The following is an 18,144-nucleotide window of genomic DNA, read 5'->3' on the forward strand; positions in this document are numbered from 1 at the left end:
ACTTAACTGCTCGTGTTTGCATTCCATGGAAATATATTCGTTACAGCATATTAAGAAGCGAAGTTATATCCTTCCCTTCCTTCTTTATCAACTTTTCAAGATAGCGTGCTATGACGTCAGCTTCAAGATTAACTTTATCGCCACGGCGTTTATCTGAAAGAACCGTTTCCTTAAAAGTATGGGGAATCACAGCCACATCAAACGTCAGTCCGTTTAATGAAGCCACAGTAAGGCTTATACCGTCTATTGTTATTGAGCCTTTTTCCGCTATATATTTATCCATTTCCTGCGGAAACCTGATCCGCAGAACGTAAGAATCGCCCTTCGGTATGACAGAATCAACAGTGCCCAGTCCATCAACATGTCCGCTGACTATGTGTCCTCCGAGACGAGTTGTGAGTGTGAGTGCCCTTTCCAGATTTACCCTTGTTCCGGCAGATACTCCGGCGAGGGATGTCCGTTTGAGGGTTTCGTATGAGATGTCCGCACTGAAGCTGTCTCCCGCAATTTCAGTAGCCGTCAGGCAGACACCGTTTACCGCTATAGAGTCACCGATTTTAGAATCTTCAAGCACCTTGGCGCATCTGATTCTGATTACGGCGGAACTCCCTTTTATATTCAGGGCGTCGATCTTCCCTGTTTCTTCTATAATCCCCGTGAACATCTGTTCCTCAGTTTTTCTGTTAAATTCAGCACATGGCTGCTGTAGTCATTAAAGCGTCCGCTTATGAGTATATCGTTCTCAAAGTGCCTCATATCGGTCTCCAGCATCTCTTTTGAATGGCTGACAAGATCAGCACCCTTTCCGCCGACAGTCATAACAGCATCACGTCCGCCGATTATTTTCGGAGCTATGAAAAAATAGCCCTTATCCACAAGATCTGCATCAAAAAAGCTTCCCGCTGTTTCGCCGCCGCCTTCAATGAGAATGTTCATTATCTTCATTTCAAGCAGTCTGCCGGAAAGTTCACGCAGATCCAGAGAGCCGTTTATACATTCAATATCAATCACATGTGCGCCCTTTGAGCGAAGCCGTGACGCAGCGGCAGTTTCAGCCCCTTTTTCTGTTACATATATAAGTTTATCAGGATTTTCTTCAAGCTTCCTGCCTTCGGGCATTCTTCCGTGAGGGTCAAGAACAATTTTGTATGGGTCATTTTCCGAGTCCAGATCCCGCACATTAAGCTGGGGGTCATCGGCTATAACAGTATTCACACCCACAAGCACAGCGTCAGACACACTGCGGAGGTAATGCACATACGCTCTGGACGAAGCAGAGGAGATCCATTTTGAGTCCTTTGTTCTGGTGGCGAGTTTACCGTCTATGGATGTGGCGGTTTTAAGAGAGTAATACGGAAGACCTGTGAGGATACGCTTTGTAAAGTCCTCTATAAGAGCGGCGCACAGAGTTTCCCTGTATCCGAGGAAGACCTCTATGCCGTGCTCCATCAGTATGTTAAGTCCGTTTCCCGCATTCACCGGATTAGGGTCAACAACCCCGACAAAAACACGTTTTATCCCTGTTTCGATAATTTTATTAACACATGGAGGGGTCTTTCCGTGATGGCTGCAAGGCTCAAGGGTCACATAGAGATCAGCACCCCGAACATCTCCCGCATCAGCGATTGCCATAACTTCTGCGTGGGCTTTTCCGTATTCAGTGTGCCAGCCTCTTCCGATAACCTTGCCGTCTTTAACGACAATAGCACCGACAATGGGATTAGTTTTTGTAAAGCCCTTCCCCGCAAGAGCAAGGGAGGCGCACTCATCCATTATATCAAGAGGATTTACGGTTGAACTCAATTTTATTTTCCTCGCCTTTCATAATTCGGCTGATGTTTGTTCTGTGTTTATAGATCACAAAAGCGGCGATAACCACTGTAAAAATCTTTAAAGGCAACCCCGTGTTCATCAGGACAACAGAGGCGGCGAGCACAGCGGCGGCTGTTATTGAGCTTAAAGACACCATGCGGGAGATATAGACCACTACGCCGAATGCCACAGCAGCCACACCGAGGGGGACAGGAGCAAGAGCCAGAAAAACACCCACAGCAGTGGCGACCCCTTTTCCGCCCTTGAAGTTAAGAAAAACAGTGTACGTGTGTCCGAGAACAACAAGCACAGCGGCAATGAGAACCACTTCGGGATAATAGATACCGATGATCCAGACAGGGAGAAAGCCTTTGAGCATATCAATGGCAAAAACGGTGATAAAACCCCACTTGCCGAGTATTCTCGCCGCATTTGTTGCGCCTACATTACCGCTGCCGACCGTTCTGATGTCAATCCCTTTCAGCTTTTTAACAAGAAGATAGCCCGTTGGAACCGACCCGATAAAATAACATAGAATAAGTAAAACAAATTTCATCTTACAAACACCTTATGAAGAAATGAACGCCTCATGCCCACTGCGTCTGACTCACAGACCTCGTGACAGCAGAAGCACTCTATACATTTGTCAGGCTCTATTAAAAACTCATCGTCTGCCCGTATTGCGTCCACAGGACAGCTTTTTACACACAGACGGCATTTTATACATTTTTCCGATATAATGAAAGGTTTTACGAAAATCCTGTCAGATACCCATGATTTAAGAAAGGCAGGCAGAACAGGAACCCGCTTTGAGACGGGGATCTTTATGCGAAACTGACCGTCCGGCTTGTCCGCTTTAATATCTGAAGTGTCGTATCCTTTTCTTTTTGCGCCCAGCGTAGTCAGACAGAAGTCTTCATCCAGGCCGAGAAGCCTTGTCACGGCGGCATCCAGTGCCACGGCATCATCTGATGCTGCCATAATACCGAGATGAACGGGTTTTCCCCTTGAGGGTCCGTCCCCCTCGTGCGCGGTGATTCCATCCAGAATATTAAGGATTCGCCCCTCGAACATAGAGAAGAAATCGTAGATATTATAAGCCAGCTCCCTGTCGTCCGGGTGTGCTCTGTGGTAGCCGACCTTTGCATTGCCGGGGACAAGCCCGAACATGTTTTTGACACACAGAGTAAGTCCGGTGAGGGAGTGGGTTTTCAGCTTGGCGATATTTATTATAAGATCAGCCTCATCGGCGGCGGGAGCATAAACACGCCCGTTTCTCATCTTAGGAGCAGATGCCTCCATACGGACAATTTTTATGCCATACTTTGCGCATACATCAGCCATGCCTGTTTTGTTAAGAACAGTCTCGTATTTTCCGAAGTTTGCTCCAGGGCTGTCACCAAGGATAAGCTCTGATTTTGTATATTTACGAATAACATTTATAACTGCTTCAACAAACAGCGGATGTGTGGTTATTCCCCTTTCCGGCGGAGCGGCAAGGAGCAGATTAGGTTTGAGGAGAATTGTTCCCGCCTCTTCAAGCCTTCCGGCATGGCGGGAAAAGAACGAATCTATAAAAGAAACAACGGCAGGGTCATAATAACCCTTTGCGGTATCAAGCTTTACTGTTTTCATCAGCAGGTTTTCTGTAGTAGCCCCTGAAATATTCCCATGCGGAATACATTGAGAATATGAGTGATATATAGACAAGAATTGTCCCCACGAGATGTACATTCAGACCAAAAAGGCTGTTTTTGAAGATAATACAGCCTACACCTGTCATCTGAAAGCCGGTTTTCCATTTCCCTGCGTTTCCGGCAGCGATGATTATCCCTTTGCTTGCGGCAAGGTTTCTTAAAGCTCCCACGGCAAAATCACGGGTGAGGATTATCATCAGCACAAAGCCTTCCAGCCTGCCCATTTCCACAAGGGCTATCATAGTTGCGGCTACAAAAATCTTGTCAGCAACAGGGTCGAGGATTTTCCCCAAGTCTGTGACCATATTATATTTTCTGGCGATATAGCCATCCACATAATCAGTAACTGCAAAAACAGTATATATCACGCACGCAATAACATTGAGAAGAGGCTTATCGAAATAGAGAAAAACAAGAAAAACAGGCACAGAAATAATTCGCAGTGCTGTAAGGAGGTTTGCAGGGTTCAGCTCACGCTGTGCTTTATTCATAAAAACTTCCGTTATAATTTTCTAATCCGCATGAATTATATACGCTCAAAGATATTTTACAAGGCACTTTTTCAGGAGAAGAAAATACCCTCTCCCTGTTTTTCCACAAAGGCTGTAACTTTCTCCTCCGCCAGAATGGAGGTATCGCACCTGATAAGTTCTGTCACAAGCTGTTCGCAGTCATGAACCTTTAGCTGCTTTATGAGTTTCTTGGCACGCAGAATGTGCGCAGGGCTCATACTGAGCTGTCTGTAGCCCAAACCAAGCAGTATGGGGATATAGCGTGGTTCACCTGCTATCTCACCGCAGACAGAGCAGTCTATCCCCTCTTTCCTGGCTGCGGTTATAATGGTATTCAGCAGTGTGAGTATTGCCGGATGCGCAGGCTTGTAAAGATAAGCCACATATTCATTGTTTCGGTCTATCCCTAAGGTGTACTGAATAAGGTCGTTAGTGCCGACACTCATAAAATCCACCTCACGGGCTATCATACCGCTTATGATAGCTATGGACGGAAGCTCCACCATTATACCCAGCTTAATATTATCTGCAAAGGGAACTCCTTCCGCACGGAGTGACTTTTTAGCAGTTTCGTAAACTTCTCTCACCTGACGGTATTCATGCAGACCTGAAATCATGGGGAACATGATCTTTATTTCACCATGCACTGAGGCACGGAGAATAGCCCTTAGCTGCCTGATAAAGAACTCTCTGAATCTGAGTGAGTAACGCACGGCACGAAGCCCCATCACAGGGTTCTGCTCCTTCGGGTGGGGCATTTCCTCAGACAGTTTCTCCCCTCCGAGGTCAAATGTCCTTATGGTTGTGGGTTTCCCTGCGTTAAGTTCTATTGCTTCTTTAAGCACCTGAAACTGTTTCTCTTCCGAAACATCCCCATACTGAAGGTATATATATTCTGTTCTGTAAAGTCCGACTCCGGAAGCATTGTTAAGGTTTGAGAGATGTATCTCGTCATTCAGTTCAACATTTGAGTAAAGATAAACATCCACGCCGTCCGCAGTCCTTACCTCGGTGTCGCGGAGATTTTCAAGAGAAGTTATATAGTCTTTATATCTTTTTTCCTTAATTGTATATTTTTCAAGGGTTTCGGCATCGGGGTCAATGATTACCACCCCTTCAAAACCGTCAAGGATAATGGTGTCGCCTGTTTCAGCAATCTTTGATATATCCTCCAGTCCCACAACAGCGGGCAGACCAAGGGAACGGGCAAGTATTGAGGTATGTGAAATCTTGCTGCCGAGATCCGTTGCAAACCCTTTTATGTTTTTCTTGAGGATATGCGTTGTGTCAGAAGGTGAAAGGTCGTGGGAAACAACAACAGAGTGTTCCTCAACCTTTTCCAGAATGTCGTATCCTTCCCCTGTGAGAAAACGCATCAGTTTCTGTACGATATGTACAACATCGTTGCCTCTTTCCCGCAGATATTCATCATCAGCACGCTGGAACATGCGGCTGAGTTCCCTGCCGGTCATGTGAAGGGCATGTTCGGCGTTTACCAGACTGTTCCTGACCAGCTCTTTGCTCTTTCCGATAAGCATTTCATCACGCAGAAGCATCAGGTAAACGTCGAAAATCATTGAGTGGCTTTCAGAGTAACTGTCCTTGCCCATCTCCCTCACCTGCTCAATATATGCGGTGGCATCGGCAACAGCAGCGTCCAGCCTTAAGCATTCGCTGTCTATCTCGCCCGGCTCTATTTTTCTCCTCTGAAAACTTACTTTCAAGCGGTCAAGAAGGTAGCATTTCCCGATGGAAACGCCCTCTGACGAACCTATGCCTTTATAGATCTTCATTTTCCCTCACCAAATCTGTCAGAGACAAGATTTTCTATGGCGCATACAGCCTCATCGGCATCCGTTCCGTTTGCTGTAATTTCGATAAAACTGCCTTTCTGCGCAGCAAGCATCATAAGTCCCATGATACTTTTTCCGTTTACCTCAAAGCCGTCCTTTTTCACTTTAATATCGCAGGAAAACTTCTCAGCAACCTTAACAAGGCTCGCTGCAGCTCTGGCGTGCAGACCAAGCTCATTTACTATTTCCAGCTTTTTGTTAAGTAACTGCATTTAAACTCCCAACTGAAAAAAAATTATACCGCTTAAAATCAGGTTAATCATAAGCCCAAGGGTTATATCCAGCTTTTTAGCCATAATAAGCCCCATAGCGAGATAACCAGCGGCAATAAAGAAAACATCCACGCTTATTTCAGCGCCGGTTTTAAATATATATGCAAGAAAAACGCCTAAAAAGAAGACGCTTACTAGATCAAAGTGTTCAGGCCATTTGTTGAATCCTATCCGGTTAAACCAGACAATAACATCTCTTCCCAGCTCCATTCCAAGGCTGTAGCCGGTGAAAAGAAATGTAAAGTGAAACAGATTAAAAGTCAGAAGATATATCATTATCCCCAAAAACGGATCCACTGTTCCGGTTATTGCTGCAAATACAAAGGAAAAAGGGCGCAGAGAATGCCAGAAAAAGCTGTCACCTAATGCTCCGAAAGCAGATGAATAGGCTTTTTTGAAAGTTTCCGGATCCGACCCGTTTTTATATTCCGTAAGCCACATGCCAAGGATGAAGTTCACCAGAAAAGGATGTGTGTGGAAATACTTCCGCTGGTTTTCAAGAACAGCGGAATCTATTTCAACCCCGTTACGCTTTGCGGCATCCTTTAAAAGGTAAAAGAAGCCTGTACCCTGCATGTTTTCGTGGTTAAGCCCCGCATGGTAAAAAAGGCTCTTGAAAAGGGTGATTAAGCTTTTCATAATACTGCCCACCCCACGAGAACACCGCCAAGAAACAGCAGATACTTAACATAACTGTTCCCTGAAAGAAAACGGAGCAGAAAGCCCGAAAGAAATATTATCGTAAACACCATATAGGGTATGAAGTTGTCATTACCGGGCAGATAAGCCGCAAACCACTGGTAAAGAGTGTATATAATAACAAAAGCAAGGTTGTAGACCACCACGCCCTGCCCGAAGTGGAACAGAAGACCCAGCTTAACAAGCTTTGATGCATTAAACCTCTCCCCTTTGGTAAGTTCACGGAGATAAAGCCTCTTGTTGATCTTCCTGCATATATGGACAGACATAGTAACCGGATAAGTAAAGATTATCACAAGCATAAGAGCAAGGATAAAGTTGCTCATGCCTGTTACGGCGTGATAAGACAAAACAAGGCTGAAAGCATAGGCACCGAAGCTGTCGTCTCTGGCAATCCTTGTGCCCACAGGCACATCCACAAGACCTATTATCTCGAAGATAAGTCCGCCGAGAAAGCACAACTCTACCGAGCCGAAAATCATTCCGATTATTACGGACACAACAAGCGGTCTGGATATCATAGTGTTGAAGCCTGCGGCTCTGTCAATTGTGATTATCCCTGAAAAAGCCAACAGTAGAATAAGCTGGGTCATAACCCGCCTTTAAGAAGTTTTGAAAAATTTCGTATTTCTACGCTGGGCTCCCACGGAACTTTATGAATATACACCTCGACCATGTCCCTGATTGAACAGACCTGTTCAATTTCGTTCAGGTCAAGAAACACAGTGTTGGATACCTCAACCTTATGCTCACGGCATGCAACACAGCCTATGTTTACATATATATCGCTGTCTATAAGGTTCATACATCGTGCCAGATCCTCAACAGACTCCATAAGGACAAGGGTATAGTCCTTCACCTTTTTCAGCCTGCTGAAACCGGCAATAAACTGATCAACGCTCATAATCTCAAGGGTACAGCCCGAAGGCAGAGCGCTTTGAAAGATCATTCGCTGAAGGCTGTCTCCGGCGATTCGGTCACTCACCACCATTATCCGGTGTATTTTGTAATACTTCACCCAGCCTTCAATCACCTGACCGTGTATAAGTCTGTCATCAACACGAAAAATAATCTTCTTCATGATGTCTCTTTTAAAAGCTCTCCGGCAACTATAATGCTCTGCCTTGCGGATTCAGCGCATTCATTGCACATCACCCTTATGGATTTATTTTCACGCCTCATCCCCAGAGCCTTTATCAGCATAGGGAGATTAACGCCTGAAACAACCTCAACATTTTTTGCGCCGAGGTAAGCCATAGCCACATTAGAGGGGCTGCCTCCGAACATGTCGGTAAACACAATTGCCCCGGACTCTTCATATCTGGCGATTATTTTTTCTATTTCGTCGGCCACATCCGCCAGAGATGAGCCGTACTCCATGGAAATCGTCTCCACACCTTCCTGAGATCCCAAGATCATTTCTGCGCTTTTTTTAAGCTCTTCCCCGAATCTTCCGTGTGTTACAAGAACTATTCCGACCATCATTGTCACCTGTCCATATCTCTGTGCTTAGTTATAACTTTAAATTTAGTCGCTTCTTTCAGATATTTCGATAGATTTTCGGCAATAGTCACGGATCTGTGTTTACCGCCTGTGCATCCTATTGATATGGTAAAAAATTTCTTCCCTTCCTCAAGATAGTTCGGGATGAGAAAGTTAAGCATATCTTTCAGTTTATCAAGAAATATCCCTGTATTTTGATCAGAAAAGACGAACTCCTGAACATCTTTCTGCAAACCTGTTTTTTCCTTGAGTTCCTCTTCAAAAAAAGGATTTTTAAGAAAGCGGACATCAAAAAGCATGTCGGAATCCTCTGGCACACCGTATTTAAACCCGAAAGACTGAACAGTTATATTCAGCACAGCAGAATCATCGTCAGCGAAATATGACTCCACCTGGCGGGCAAGCTCATGTACTGTTTTACGTGATGTATCTATGACAATATCAGCGGTTTCCCTTATCTCCCGAAGACTTTCGCGTTCGGTATTGATTGCTTCGGGCAGGCTGGAGCCAAGGGGGTGGGTGCGCCTTGTTTCTTTGTATCGCTTGATCAGTGTGGCATTATCCGCCTCAATAAAAAGCACCTTGGCACCGTAGCTTTTTTTAAGAAGAGAAATAACCTCGAATGCTTTTTGATTGTTTCTGCTGCGGATGTCTATCACAAGGGCAACCTTGGAAACATCCATATTCAGAGTGCCAATGAGTTCAAGGAACTTTTCCAGAAGCTGAGGAGGAAAATTGTCCACTGTATAATAGCCGAGATCCTCCAGAACGTCAGCCGCCCTTGATTTACCGGCTCCGGAAAGTCCTGTGAGGACAACCAGAGAAACTCCCTCCACTATTCTTCCCCCTTTTTAGGAATATTTTTAAATGATAATATATCTCCGGTGGTGTTACCATTCTTTTTTCTCTTCGGGTTCATTTTATTGAGCAGATTTTCGGAAAAAACCTTTGCAGAATCATAACCCATTACCTTCAGAAGCTGGTTTCTGGCGGCGACTTCAACTATAACCGCCATATTTCGCCCGGCGGTGATGGGCAGAACAATCATCGGAATCTGGATATCAAGAGCTTCGTAAAACTTTTTTTCAAGCCCTATGCGGTCACAGCTTCCCACCTGATCCCAGTCCACAAACTCTATGACAAGCTCCATCTTCTTACGCATGCGGATCGCAGTCACACCGAACATGTCCTTGATGTTCAATATGCCCAGTCCTCTCACCTCTATGTGGTGGCGCAGAATATCATTACTCATCCCCACAAGTGTGTCATAGCGTTTTTTTATGGTGACTATATCATCCGCCACAAGCCTGTGACCTCTTTTCACAAGCTCAACGGCGCATTCGCTTTTGCCTATGCCGCTTCTGCCTCTGATAAGAACACCGATGCCGTAAACATCCATAAGAACACCGTGGGTGTTTGTTTCGGGAGCAAGTCTTTCCTCAAGAAAATCCGTAATAAATTCAATAGCCTTTGAACTTAAGAGCTTTGTTTTCAGGAGAGGTATATCGCTCTCTTTGACAGCAGCGAGAAATTCTTTCGGTATTTTGAGATTTTTCGTAACGATAAAACAGCTTATGTTATGCCGCATGAGGTTGTCGGCAGCAGTTCTGCGCTGTTTCGGGGGGAGTGTCCAGAGATAGCTTATTTCTGTATTGCCGAGGATTTGTATTCGCCCCTCGTGCAGATATTCGGTAAAACCCGCCAGAGCCAGCCCCGGTTTCTGGATTCGGTAGCTGGTTACAAAGCGTTCGTGAATCTGCTTCTTACCGTAAAGCAGTCTGAGCCCTATATGTTTCGCTCCCGCTGAGAGCAGATCGGAAACAGGCAGTTTATCCATACAGATTCATCCGGATATTTATCCTATTTAAAGTTTCTGTTCCTCTTCACTGAGAATGCGGCACACATCGGCAACGCTTCCGGCTTCAAGCACCCTTTCTTTAAAACCCGTAGACTTCACAAGCCTGCTGATTTTTGCAAGTGTCTTAAGGTGCAGGTTCATTTGCTTTTCAGGCGCAAGGAGAAGAAAGAATATCCTCACATCTTTTCCGTCCGCTGAGTCAAAGGGTATTCCTTTGCTGCAAGCCAGCATGATCACAAGATCTTCAATGGACGCAAGTTTTGCATGGGGAATCGCAATTTCCTCGCCAACCCCTGTGCTGCCAAGTTTTTCTCTTTCAAAGAGTGCCTTTAACGCCGATTCCGTGTCGGAAAGAGCTTTCTTCTGATCCAGAAAGCCCACCATTTCCCTGATTGCGGAATCTTTATCATGAGCAGAAAGGGAGAGGATTACCCTCTCCCCGTCTATGTATTCGGAAAGATTCATTCAATTATGCCTAAGAGTCGATCAGACCGATGTTGCCGTCGTCTCTTTTGTAAACAACGCTGAGATCGCCTGTTTCGGCATTGCGGAAAACAAAGAATGCCTTGTTAAGCAGATCCATCTGCATAACGGCTTCTTCAACATCCATAGGTTTAACAGGCATGTCTTTAGACACTACCACACGGGGTTCATCAGCATCAAAGCTCTCAACGTCAAGAACGTTAAGTTTGAGGGGAGCTTTGAACTCTTTATCCATGAGTTTTTTGCTTTTCAGTTTTTCTTTGTATTTTATAAGCTGTTTTTCTATCTTATCCACGGCGAGGTCTATTGAGGCGTAGAGGTCTTCAGACTTTTCAAGACCTTTCATAAACACGCCTTTGGCAGTGATAAGCACTTCAACTATATGAAGATTTTTCTGAACCTCCAGAAGAACGTTTGCTTCGGTGATATGATCGAAGTATTTTTCAAGTTTTGCGACTTTCTTTTCTGCGTAGCTTCTTATTGCATCCGTAATTTCAATGTTTCTTGCAGTGATCTGGACGTTCATGCTACCTCCCGGTTTTTTTTCTCTGAGATTTAGTGGGTATATTTAACTCATCTCTGTATTTTGCAACGGTTCGCCGTGCAATTTTTATACCTTTTTTCTGCAAAATTTCCACAATTTTCTGATCGCTGTGGGGGCTGTCTGCGGGCTCTTCATCAATGATACCTTTGATCATATCCTTCACTCTGTCGGTGGACATATCCCCGTCTGCCGTGTCGAGTCCTTTAACAAAAAAAGATTTAAGCTCCATAACGCCGTGTTCGGTCATGGCATACTTGCCGGATGTGACCCTGCTGACAGTGGATTCATGAAGCTCCGTAACTTCGGCGATATCTTTCAGCTTCAGCGGGCTAAGGTGCTTCACAGCGCCGAGGAAAAACGGCTTCTGTGCATCTATTATAGCACGCACAACCCTGTAAATCGCTTTCTGCCGTTTATTAAGGCTTTTTATCAGCCATACAGCGCCCTTTATTTTTTCTTCCAGATATTCCTTTGCCTTCTCATCCACATTAGCACTTTTCAAAAGCCTCATGTAGTAAGCGCTGGTGCGCAGAGAGGGCATTCCATCCTCATTGAGAACAACATCAAAGTCATCCCCTTTTCGGGCTATGTAAACATCGGGAGTCACATGCCTGTTCTCCCCTTTCTGAAAAGAAAGTCCCGGTCTGGGGTCTGTCTTTCTAATTAAAAAAAGGAGATATTCAAAAGTATCCAGCTCTATGCCGATGCTTTTCATTATATCGTCATACTTAAAGTTTATCAGTTCCTCTTCGTAGTTTTCAAGGAGTTCCGTCACAAGTTCAATATAAACCTCTTCGGTTCCGAAATCCTCAAGCTGGCGGCATATGCACTCACGCAGGTTTGAGCTTGCGATACCAGACGGTTCAAACCCTTTTATCACATCGAGAACAGCCTGAACCTGATGCTCAGTTGAGCCGAAATGCTCGGCAACCTCAGTACAGGGAAGCCTGAAAAAGCCATCATCCGAAAGGTTGCCGATAATATATTCGCCTATCCTTTCGGCTTCTATTCCCAAACCCATAATTTTAAGCTGAAACATCAGATGATCAAAAAGATTATCTGTCCTTCCGACAAACTTTTCAAAATCATAACCTTCATCGCCGGAAGGGTTATACTGAAGTTCCTCATTGTCACGGTAAAGCTCGTCCCAGTCAACTTTAAGAAGATCATCCTCAAAATTATCCTCGTTTTTGAGTTCTTCTGCGGATTTTTCCTCTCCTTCCTGCACCTCTTCAAGTACCGGATTCTCCTCAAGATAGGTATTCAGCTCCTGCACCAATTCGGTAATAGGCATCTGGAGGATATTGAGGGACTGCTTCATCTGCGGTGTGATGAGTAGTTTCTGCGCAAGCTTTGTCTGAAGACCGATATTAAGTTTTCCCGATACCATCAGATTTCAAAGCCCTCGCCAAGATAGCGGCTGATCACCTCTTCATTTCTCACGATCTCCTGTGGAGAACCGTGGCAGAGTATTTTTCCATCCGCTACAATGTAAGCCCTGTCAGTTATTTTCAGGGTTTCCCGAACGTTGTGATCAGTTATCAGAACGCCCAAGCCCATCTCCTTCAGGGAAAAAATCATTTTCTGTATATCAGAAACGGATATAGGGTCGATACCCGAAAAAGGCTCATCAAGCATTATCACATCCGGTTCTGTGGATATGCAGCGGGCTATTTCCACCCTTCTCCTTTCACCGCCGGAGAGGGAGTAGCCTTTGGAGTCACGTACTTTTTCGAGTCCGAAATCTTTTATTAACCTTTCAGTTGTTTCTTTTATAAGGGATTTATCGTTATTTTTCAGTTCAAGGGCAGCATAGATATTTTCATAAACACTGAGTTTTCTGAAAACAGACGGTTCCTGCGGGAGATAGCCAATGCCTTCACGGCTGCGTTCATGAATGGGGCTTTTTGTTATATTTTTCCCGTTCAGATGCACACTTCCGCCATCCGGTTTTACAATACCGGTGAGCATGTAGAAAGTTGTGGTTTTACCCGCTCCGTTAGGACCCAAAAGCCCCACAACTTCACCTTTGGAAACCTTCAGTGAGATTCCGTCAACAACGGCACGTTTTTTATAAACCTTGCGCAGGTTTTCCGCAGAAAGTCCCAAACTATTTACCTTCCTCCGGATTAAGAATTATCTTAACCCTTTTGTCCTTTCCTCTGAATACTTTCGCTTCGCCTGTCTTGTTATTTATCGTAACTGTTTCGCCTTCCAGATAGTTGATGCCCTGCCACACTTTGACGGCACCGCTGAGAACCGCTCTGTCGTCAGACACAAAAAACTCTGCCCGATCAGAAACAGCCCTCATATCTTCCTTGGTTATCCTTACATTGCCTTTGAATATAAGTTTATCAACTTCCTTTGAGCCTTTGAGGTAAACCTCAAGTTCTTCGGAGCGTGCCTCAAGCTCGCCCCTTTTAACGAACACATTGCCACGCAGAACATTTTTGTCCTTAAGCACGGTCATATTGTCCATTTCTATATGAATGGGACCTGATGAGCCCATGTTAAAGCCTTCCACCGCATATGCTGAAAAATATGTCAGCACGATAATACTACATAGAATAACTAATCGATACATTACCTTTAAACTCCGTAATTTTGGTTTTGAAGTCCATCTCTGCCTTGTCAGCTTTGATGATATTGCCGCCCTGGTCGCATTCAACATCGTTTTCAACCGTTCCGGTATAGTTTTCAAAGTCATAATTCATTATGCCTTCCGGCCCGGTCTTAAAGGATAATTCAGGCGTTCTGCCCTTTATGTTCCCTTCGGCAACCAGATAACGGTTCTGCATGTAGTAGCCTCTGTCTGCCGTGGCGGTTATCCTGTCTTCGCCGTCCTCAAATTCTACAGTAATATCAGTGAGTTCAGCAATATTTCCTATTCTATTGAAAGACGCCTTTGCCGCAAGCAGGCGGTAATTTGCCCCTTCCCTGCCGGTGAGCATCTCAAAGTCTTTTATCTCAAAAACATTTGACGGCGGAACATAGCCTTTCACTCTCTTGTCACTGCCGGAGCAGGAGAAAAGAATAAGCAGCAAAACAAGACCGCCGGCAGCAGCTAATACGACTTTAAAACGTCTTCCCATATCCCGCATTTTTTCAGTATATATTCTATAAACTCCCTGACCGCACCCTCTCCGCCTTTGGCAAAGGTGATATAGTCAACCTCGCTTTTAACATATTCCGGAGCGTCCGAAACCGTAGCAGAGGTTCCGACAGCCCGAAGCATGCCGATGTCGTTTATATCATCACCTATGGCAGCGCAGTTGCAGTCATCATATCCTTTGGCGTCTCTTATCTCTCTGTAGAGAGTCGCCTTGTCAATTATACCTGTGTGTGCTTCAATGCCCAGTTCTGCGGCACGTATATCCGTAACAACGGATTTCCTGCCGGAGATTATTATAATCTCAAGTCCGGCACGCATAGCCAGCTTAATACCAAGACCATCATGGACGTTAAAATGTTTTGTTTCTTCGCCTCTTTCGTTATAAACAATTTTGCCGTCGGTCATTACACCGTCAACATCAAGGAAAATAACCTTTATATCCTTCCTCATGCCAGCCCCGCACGGAGAAGATCATGAAGATGAATAATACCTGTTGCTTTGCCGTCCGGATCCACTGTCAGAAGTGATGTTATGGAGTAAGTCTCCATAATTGACAGAGCCTTGGCAGCAAGAGCATCATCCGCTATGGTCTTGGGAGATTTTGTGCAAAGCTCCTCAACCTTCATTGAGAAAACCCTGTCTCGGTGTTTTTCCATACCTCGTCTCAAGTCACCGTCAGTCAATATACCCACAAGCTTTCCGTTTTCCCCAATAACTACTGTACAGCCGAAGCCTTTGGAGCTGATGACAAAAACCGCTTCGGAAACCGGAGTGCCTTCCTTAACCACGGGAAGGGCATCACCTGTGTTGTATATATCAGCCACTTTCAGCAAAAGTTGTTTGCCGAGAGAACCTGACGGATGAAAAATTGCGAAATCTTCCTTTTTAAACCCTCTCTTTTCAAGGAGGGCAACGGCAAGAGCATCACCCACAGCAAGGGCAGCGGTTGTACTGGCGGTGGGAGCGAGGTTAAGAGGGCATGCCTCTTTTTCAACAGATGCATCAAGAACACAATCGCTCTTTTTTGCAAGCATTGAATTTGTCTTGCCCACAATGCAGATCAGCGGGATGCTGAATCTTTTTATAACAGGGAGAATTTCAAGAATTTCCTTTGTCTCCCCGCTGTTTGAAAGGGCTATGACAACATCGCCCTTCACTATCATTCCCAAGTCTCCGTGAACACCTTCCGCCGGATGGAGGAAAAGCGCCGGAGTGCCTGTACTGGCGAATGTTGCGGCTATTTTTTTGCCGATATGACCTGATTTGCCCATACCAGTGACGACAACACGTCCTTTGCAGGAATAAATAAGCTCAACAGCATCGACAAAACCACCGTCCAGAGCATCTTTCACTCTGTGCAGCGCATCTATTTCAACATCAAGGGTCTTTCGGCCCGCTTCAAGAATATCCAAGTTTATTCTCCTTCGCCGGCAAGCTCCTCACGCTCTTTCTTAAATTTATAAGCGGCGGCTATGAAGCTTGAAAAAAGAGGATGCGGCTTGGTTGGTTTTGATTTGAACTCCGGATGAAACTGGCATCCGAGGAACCATCTGTGGGTTTTGAGTTCAAGTATCTCCACCAGATCTTTTTCCGGGTTAACGCCTGTAATATGCAGACCGCCCTTTTTCAGAGCTTCCCTGTATTCGTTATTAACTTCAAGTCTGTGCCTGTGTCTTTCGCTGATCAGCGGTTCACCGTATGCGGCGTAAGCAGAGCTTCCCTCTTCGAGCTTGCACGCATATGCGCCGAGTCTCATTGTTCCGCCCATGTTCTGAATATTTTTCTGTTCGATCATGTAGTGAATGACAGGATGAGGGGTGTTTTCCGCAAATTCGATGCTGTGAGCATTTTCAAGTTTAAGCACGTTGCGTGCATACTCCACAACCATGCACTGAAGACCGAGGCATATTCCAAACAAAGGAATATCCTTAACACGGGCGAAGTTTACGGCATTTATCTTGCCTTCCACCCCTCTGTCGCCGAAACCGCCGGGGATAAGCACGCCGTCAACATCGTCAAGAAGTTTGTCGGGACTGCTTTCCTCAAGATCTTCAGCGTCAATCCACTTGATATTCACCTTAAGCTTGTTAGCAATGCTTCCGTGGAGAAGTGCTTCGGAAATGCTTATGTATGCGTCCTTGAGTGATATATATTTACCGACAACGGCTATATCAACAGTGTCTTCAGGCTGTTTTATTCTGTAAACTATGTCTTCCCATACGGAAAGATCTGACTCTCTTTCTTCAAGACCGAGCTTCTTAAGAACAACTCTGTCTATGCCCTCTTTGCTCATTTTGTGGGGGATTTCATATATTGAAGCTGCGTCAATGGCATTGATTACGCATTCTTTTGAAACATTACAGAACAGAGCTATTTTCTCCCTGTAATTATCATTGAGCGGGTACTCCGAGCGGCACACAAGAACATCTGCCTGAATACCTATCTCACGCAGTGTCTTGACAGAGTGCTGTGTCGGTTTTGTTTTCAGTTCGCCGGCTTTTTTCATGTAGGGAACAAGTGTTACATGGATGTAAAGCACATTGTTTTCTCCGTCCTCATAGCGGAACTGCCTGATTGCCTCAAGGAAGGGAAGTGATTCAATATCGCCCACCGTACCGCCTATCTCAACAAGAACTATGTCAAAATTCTCGCTTCCGGCACGTACGTTTGCTTTTATTTCATCTGTGATGTGAGGAATAACCTGAACTGTAGCGCCGAGATAGTCCCCTCTTCTTTCTTTATCTATTACGGACTTATATATTTTACCCGTAGTATAGTTGCTTTCCTTTGTGGTGTTTGATGAAAGGAAACGCTCATAGTGACCTAAGTCAAGATCAGTCTCCGCTCCGTCATCAGTTACGAAAACTTCTCCGTGCTGAATAGGGCTCATTGTTCCGGGGTCAACGTTAAGATACGGATCAAGTTTTTTAACCGTTACTCTGTAGCCTCTGGACTCAAGAAGAGCACCCAGTGACGCCGCAGTTATTCCTTTTCCCAGCGAAGAGAGAACCCCGCCCGTTACAAAAATATACTTAGCCATTTCCCAACCTTTTTAAATATTCTTCTGCTTTTTTCAAGTCCTCTGCCGTGTCAACGGAGACGGGCTTGTAATCTGTTACTAATACACGAATCTTTTCGCCGGACTCCATAGCTCTGAGCTGTTCCAGTTTCTCGGTATTCTCAAATCTGCTTGGTTCCATTGAGGCGAATTTAAGTAAAAAATCCTTTCTGAATCCGTAGATTCCGATGTGTCTGTATCTCTGCACGCCGCTGCCTTCTCTGTCAAAAGGGATGGGCAGACGTGAGAAGTAAAGAGCATTGCCCGTACTGTCAAAAACAACTTTGACTGCATTCGGGTTGCTTTCGTCCTCACCTTCTTCAAAGGGCGTGCATGCTGTAACCATATTAAGCCCTTCATCCGCCTTAAGTTCAGCAATGAGTGCATCTATAAGTCCGGGATCGATGAAAGGCTCATCCCCCTGAACATTTATAACTATATCGTCTTCTAAAAACTTTGCAACCTTTGCGACCCTGTCCGTGCCGGAAGGTATAGCTGGGTCTGACATGGAAGCCTCAAGCCCGTCAACTGCCTTACAGGCGTCCAGAACACGCATGTCATCAGTGACAACGATTACCCTGTCCGCTTCTGACTTTATGCACCTTTCCGCAGTGCGGACAACCATAGGTACACCGCCTATCTTTGCCAAAGGCTTACCCGGCAGACGGCTGGACTCATAACGCGCCGGTATAACAACAACACTCATAAAAAACCTGACCTTACATATGCTTAAACTTTATT

General features: G+C 45.1%; 23 protein-coding genes. All 23 read right to left on the reverse strand.

Annotated elements, in window-relative coordinates:
* Positions 1 to 40: 40 nt before the first annotated feature.
* Positions 41 to 664: a riboflavin synthase gene (locus ACYRYY_RS02705; RefSeq protein ID WP_460213954.1), complete on the reverse strand. Its 624-nt coding sequence runs from the start codon at positions 662 to 664 to the stop codon at positions 41 to 43.
* Complete coding sequence (ribD, locus tag ACYRYY_RS02710) at positions 646 to 1,803, reverse strand: bifunctional diaminohydroxyphosphoribosylaminopyrimidine deaminase/5-amino-6-(5-phosphoribosylamino)uracil reductase RibD (protein WP_460213955.1); 1,158 nt, start codon at positions 1,801 to 1,803, stop codon at positions 646 to 648. Before ribD ends, ACYRYY_RS02705 begins: the two co-directional genes overlap by 19 nt.
* Complete coding sequence (gene plsY, locus ACYRYY_RS02715; protein WP_460213956.1) at positions 1,778 to 2,368, reverse strand: glycerol-3-phosphate 1-O-acyltransferase PlsY; 591 nt, start codon at positions 2,366 to 2,368, stop codon at positions 1,778 to 1,780. The genes ribD and plsY overlap by 26 nt, the downstream gene beginning before the upstream one ends.
* Entirely contained in the window at positions 2,365 to 3,447 is a 1,083-nt protein-coding gene (locus ACYRYY_RS02720; RefSeq protein ID WP_460213957.1) for a DUF362 domain-containing protein, read from the reverse strand. The genes plsY and ACYRYY_RS02720 overlap by 4 nt, the downstream gene beginning before the upstream one ends.
* Positions 3,428 to 4,000 (reverse strand): CDP-diacylglycerol--glycerol-3-phosphate 3-phosphatidyltransferase, encoded by a 573-nt coding sequence (pgsA, locus tag ACYRYY_RS02725; RefSeq protein WP_460213958.1) that lies wholly within the window; start codon positions 3,998 to 4,000, stop codon positions 3,428 to 3,430. The genes ACYRYY_RS02720 and pgsA overlap by 20 nt, the downstream gene beginning before the upstream one ends.
* A gap of 71 nt (positions 4,001 to 4,071) precedes the next feature.
* On the reverse strand, positions 4,072 to 5,814 hold the full coding sequence (gene ptsP / locus ACYRYY_RS02730; RefSeq protein ID WP_460213959.1) for a phosphoenolpyruvate--protein phosphotransferase: 1,743 nt from the start codon (positions 5,812 to 5,814) through the stop codon (positions 4,072 to 4,074).
* Positions 5,811 to 6,086 carry an HPr family phosphocarrier protein gene (locus ACYRYY_RS02735; protein ID WP_460213960.1) on the reverse strand — a complete coding sequence of 92 codons (276 nt, stop codon included), beginning with the start codon at positions 6,084 to 6,086 and terminating at the stop codon, positions 5,811 to 5,813. The genes ptsP and ACYRYY_RS02735 overlap by 4 nt, the downstream gene beginning before the upstream one ends.
* Entirely contained in the window at positions 6,087 to 6,785 is a 699-nt protein-coding gene (locus ACYRYY_RS02740; protein WP_460213961.1) for a PTS system mannose/fructose/sorbose family transporter subunit IID, read from the reverse strand.
* Complete coding sequence (locus tag ACYRYY_RS02745) at positions 6,782 to 7,438, reverse strand: PTS sugar transporter subunit IIC (protein WP_460213962.1); 657 nt, start codon at positions 7,436 to 7,438, stop codon at positions 6,782 to 6,784. Before ACYRYY_RS02745 ends, ACYRYY_RS02740 begins: the two co-directional genes overlap by 4 nt.
* Entirely contained in the window at positions 7,435 to 7,926 is a 492-nt protein-coding gene (locus ACYRYY_RS02750; RefSeq protein WP_460213963.1) for a PTS system mannose/fructose/N-acetylgalactosamine-transporter subunit IIB, read from the reverse strand. Before ACYRYY_RS02750 ends, ACYRYY_RS02745 begins: the two co-directional genes overlap by 4 nt.
* On the reverse strand, positions 7,923 to 8,330 hold the full coding sequence (locus ACYRYY_RS02755) for a PTS sugar transporter subunit IIA (protein ID WP_460213964.1): 408 nt from the start codon (positions 8,328 to 8,330) through the stop codon (positions 7,923 to 7,925). Before ACYRYY_RS02755 ends, ACYRYY_RS02750 begins: the two co-directional genes overlap by 4 nt.
* Positions 8,331 to 8,332: 2 nt before the next feature.
* Positions 8,333 to 9,184 carry an RNase adapter RapZ gene (rapZ, locus tag ACYRYY_RS02760; protein ID WP_460213965.1) on the reverse strand — a complete coding sequence of 284 codons (852 nt, stop codon included), beginning with the start codon at positions 9,182 to 9,184 and terminating at the stop codon, positions 8,333 to 8,335.
* Positions 9,184 to 10,185 carry an HPr(Ser) kinase/phosphatase gene (gene hprK / locus ACYRYY_RS02765; RefSeq protein WP_460213966.1) on the reverse strand — a complete coding sequence of 334 codons (1,002 nt, stop codon included), beginning with the start codon at positions 10,183 to 10,185 and terminating at the stop codon, positions 9,184 to 9,186. The genes rapZ and hprK overlap by 1 nt, the downstream gene beginning before the upstream one ends.
* Before the next feature lie 27 nt (positions 10,186 to 10,212).
* Complete coding sequence (locus ACYRYY_RS02770; RefSeq protein ID WP_460213967.1) at positions 10,213 to 10,671, reverse strand: PTS sugar transporter subunit IIA; 459 nt, start codon at positions 10,669 to 10,671, stop codon at positions 10,213 to 10,215.
* A 10-nt stretch (positions 10,672 to 10,681) separates the two neighbouring features.
* A complete protein-coding gene (gene hpf / locus ACYRYY_RS02775) occupies positions 10,682 to 11,215 on the reverse strand; it encodes a ribosome hibernation-promoting factor, HPF/YfiA family (protein WP_460213968.1) in 534 nt (177 codons plus the stop codon).
* Position 11,216: 1 nt separating this feature from the next.
* On the reverse strand, positions 11,217 to 12,623 hold the full coding sequence (rpoN, locus tag ACYRYY_RS02780; protein ID WP_460213969.1) for an RNA polymerase factor sigma-54: 1,407 nt from the start codon (positions 12,621 to 12,623) through the stop codon (positions 11,217 to 11,219).
* On the reverse strand, positions 12,623 to 13,342 hold the full coding sequence (lptB, locus tag ACYRYY_RS02785; RefSeq protein ID WP_460213970.1) for an LPS export ABC transporter ATP-binding protein: 720 nt from the start codon (positions 13,340 to 13,342) through the stop codon (positions 12,623 to 12,625). Before lptB ends, rpoN begins: the two co-directional genes overlap by 1 nt.
* 1 nt (position 13,343) lies before the next feature.
* On the reverse strand, positions 13,344 to 13,817 hold the full coding sequence (locus ACYRYY_RS02790; protein ID WP_460213971.1) for an LptA/OstA family protein: 474 nt from the start codon (positions 13,815 to 13,817) through the stop codon (positions 13,344 to 13,346).
* Positions 13,792 to 14,325 carry an LPS export ABC transporter periplasmic protein LptC gene (gene lptC, locus ACYRYY_RS02795; protein WP_460213972.1) on the reverse strand — a complete coding sequence of 178 codons (534 nt, stop codon included), beginning with the start codon at positions 14,323 to 14,325 and terminating at the stop codon, positions 13,792 to 13,794. Before lptC ends, ACYRYY_RS02790 begins: the two co-directional genes overlap by 26 nt.
* Positions 14,298 to 14,795: a KdsC family phosphatase gene (locus ACYRYY_RS02800; protein WP_460213973.1), complete on the reverse strand. Its 498-nt coding sequence runs from the start codon at positions 14,793 to 14,795 to the stop codon at positions 14,298 to 14,300. Before ACYRYY_RS02800 ends, lptC begins: the two co-directional genes overlap by 28 nt.
* Positions 14,792 to 15,757 (reverse strand): KpsF/GutQ family sugar-phosphate isomerase, encoded by a 966-nt coding sequence (locus ACYRYY_RS02805; protein ID WP_460213974.1) that lies wholly within the window; start codon positions 15,755 to 15,757, stop codon positions 14,792 to 14,794. The genes ACYRYY_RS02800 and ACYRYY_RS02805 overlap by 4 nt, the downstream gene beginning before the upstream one ends.
* A 2-nt stretch (positions 15,758 to 15,759) precedes the next feature.
* Positions 15,760 to 17,385, reverse strand: a complete 1,626-nt coding sequence (locus tag ACYRYY_RS02810) for a CTP synthase (protein ID WP_460213975.1) — start codon at positions 17,383 to 17,385, stop codon at positions 15,760 to 15,762.
* On the reverse strand, positions 17,378 to 18,109 hold the full coding sequence (gene kdsB / locus ACYRYY_RS02815) for a 3-deoxy-manno-octulosonate cytidylyltransferase (RefSeq protein ID WP_460213976.1): 732 nt from the start codon (positions 18,107 to 18,109) through the stop codon (positions 17,378 to 17,380). The genes ACYRYY_RS02810 and kdsB overlap by 8 nt, the downstream gene beginning before the upstream one ends.
* Positions 18,110 to 18,144 lie beyond the last annotated feature (35 nt).

The organism is Geovibrio sp. ADMFC3, assembly GCF_054687035.1.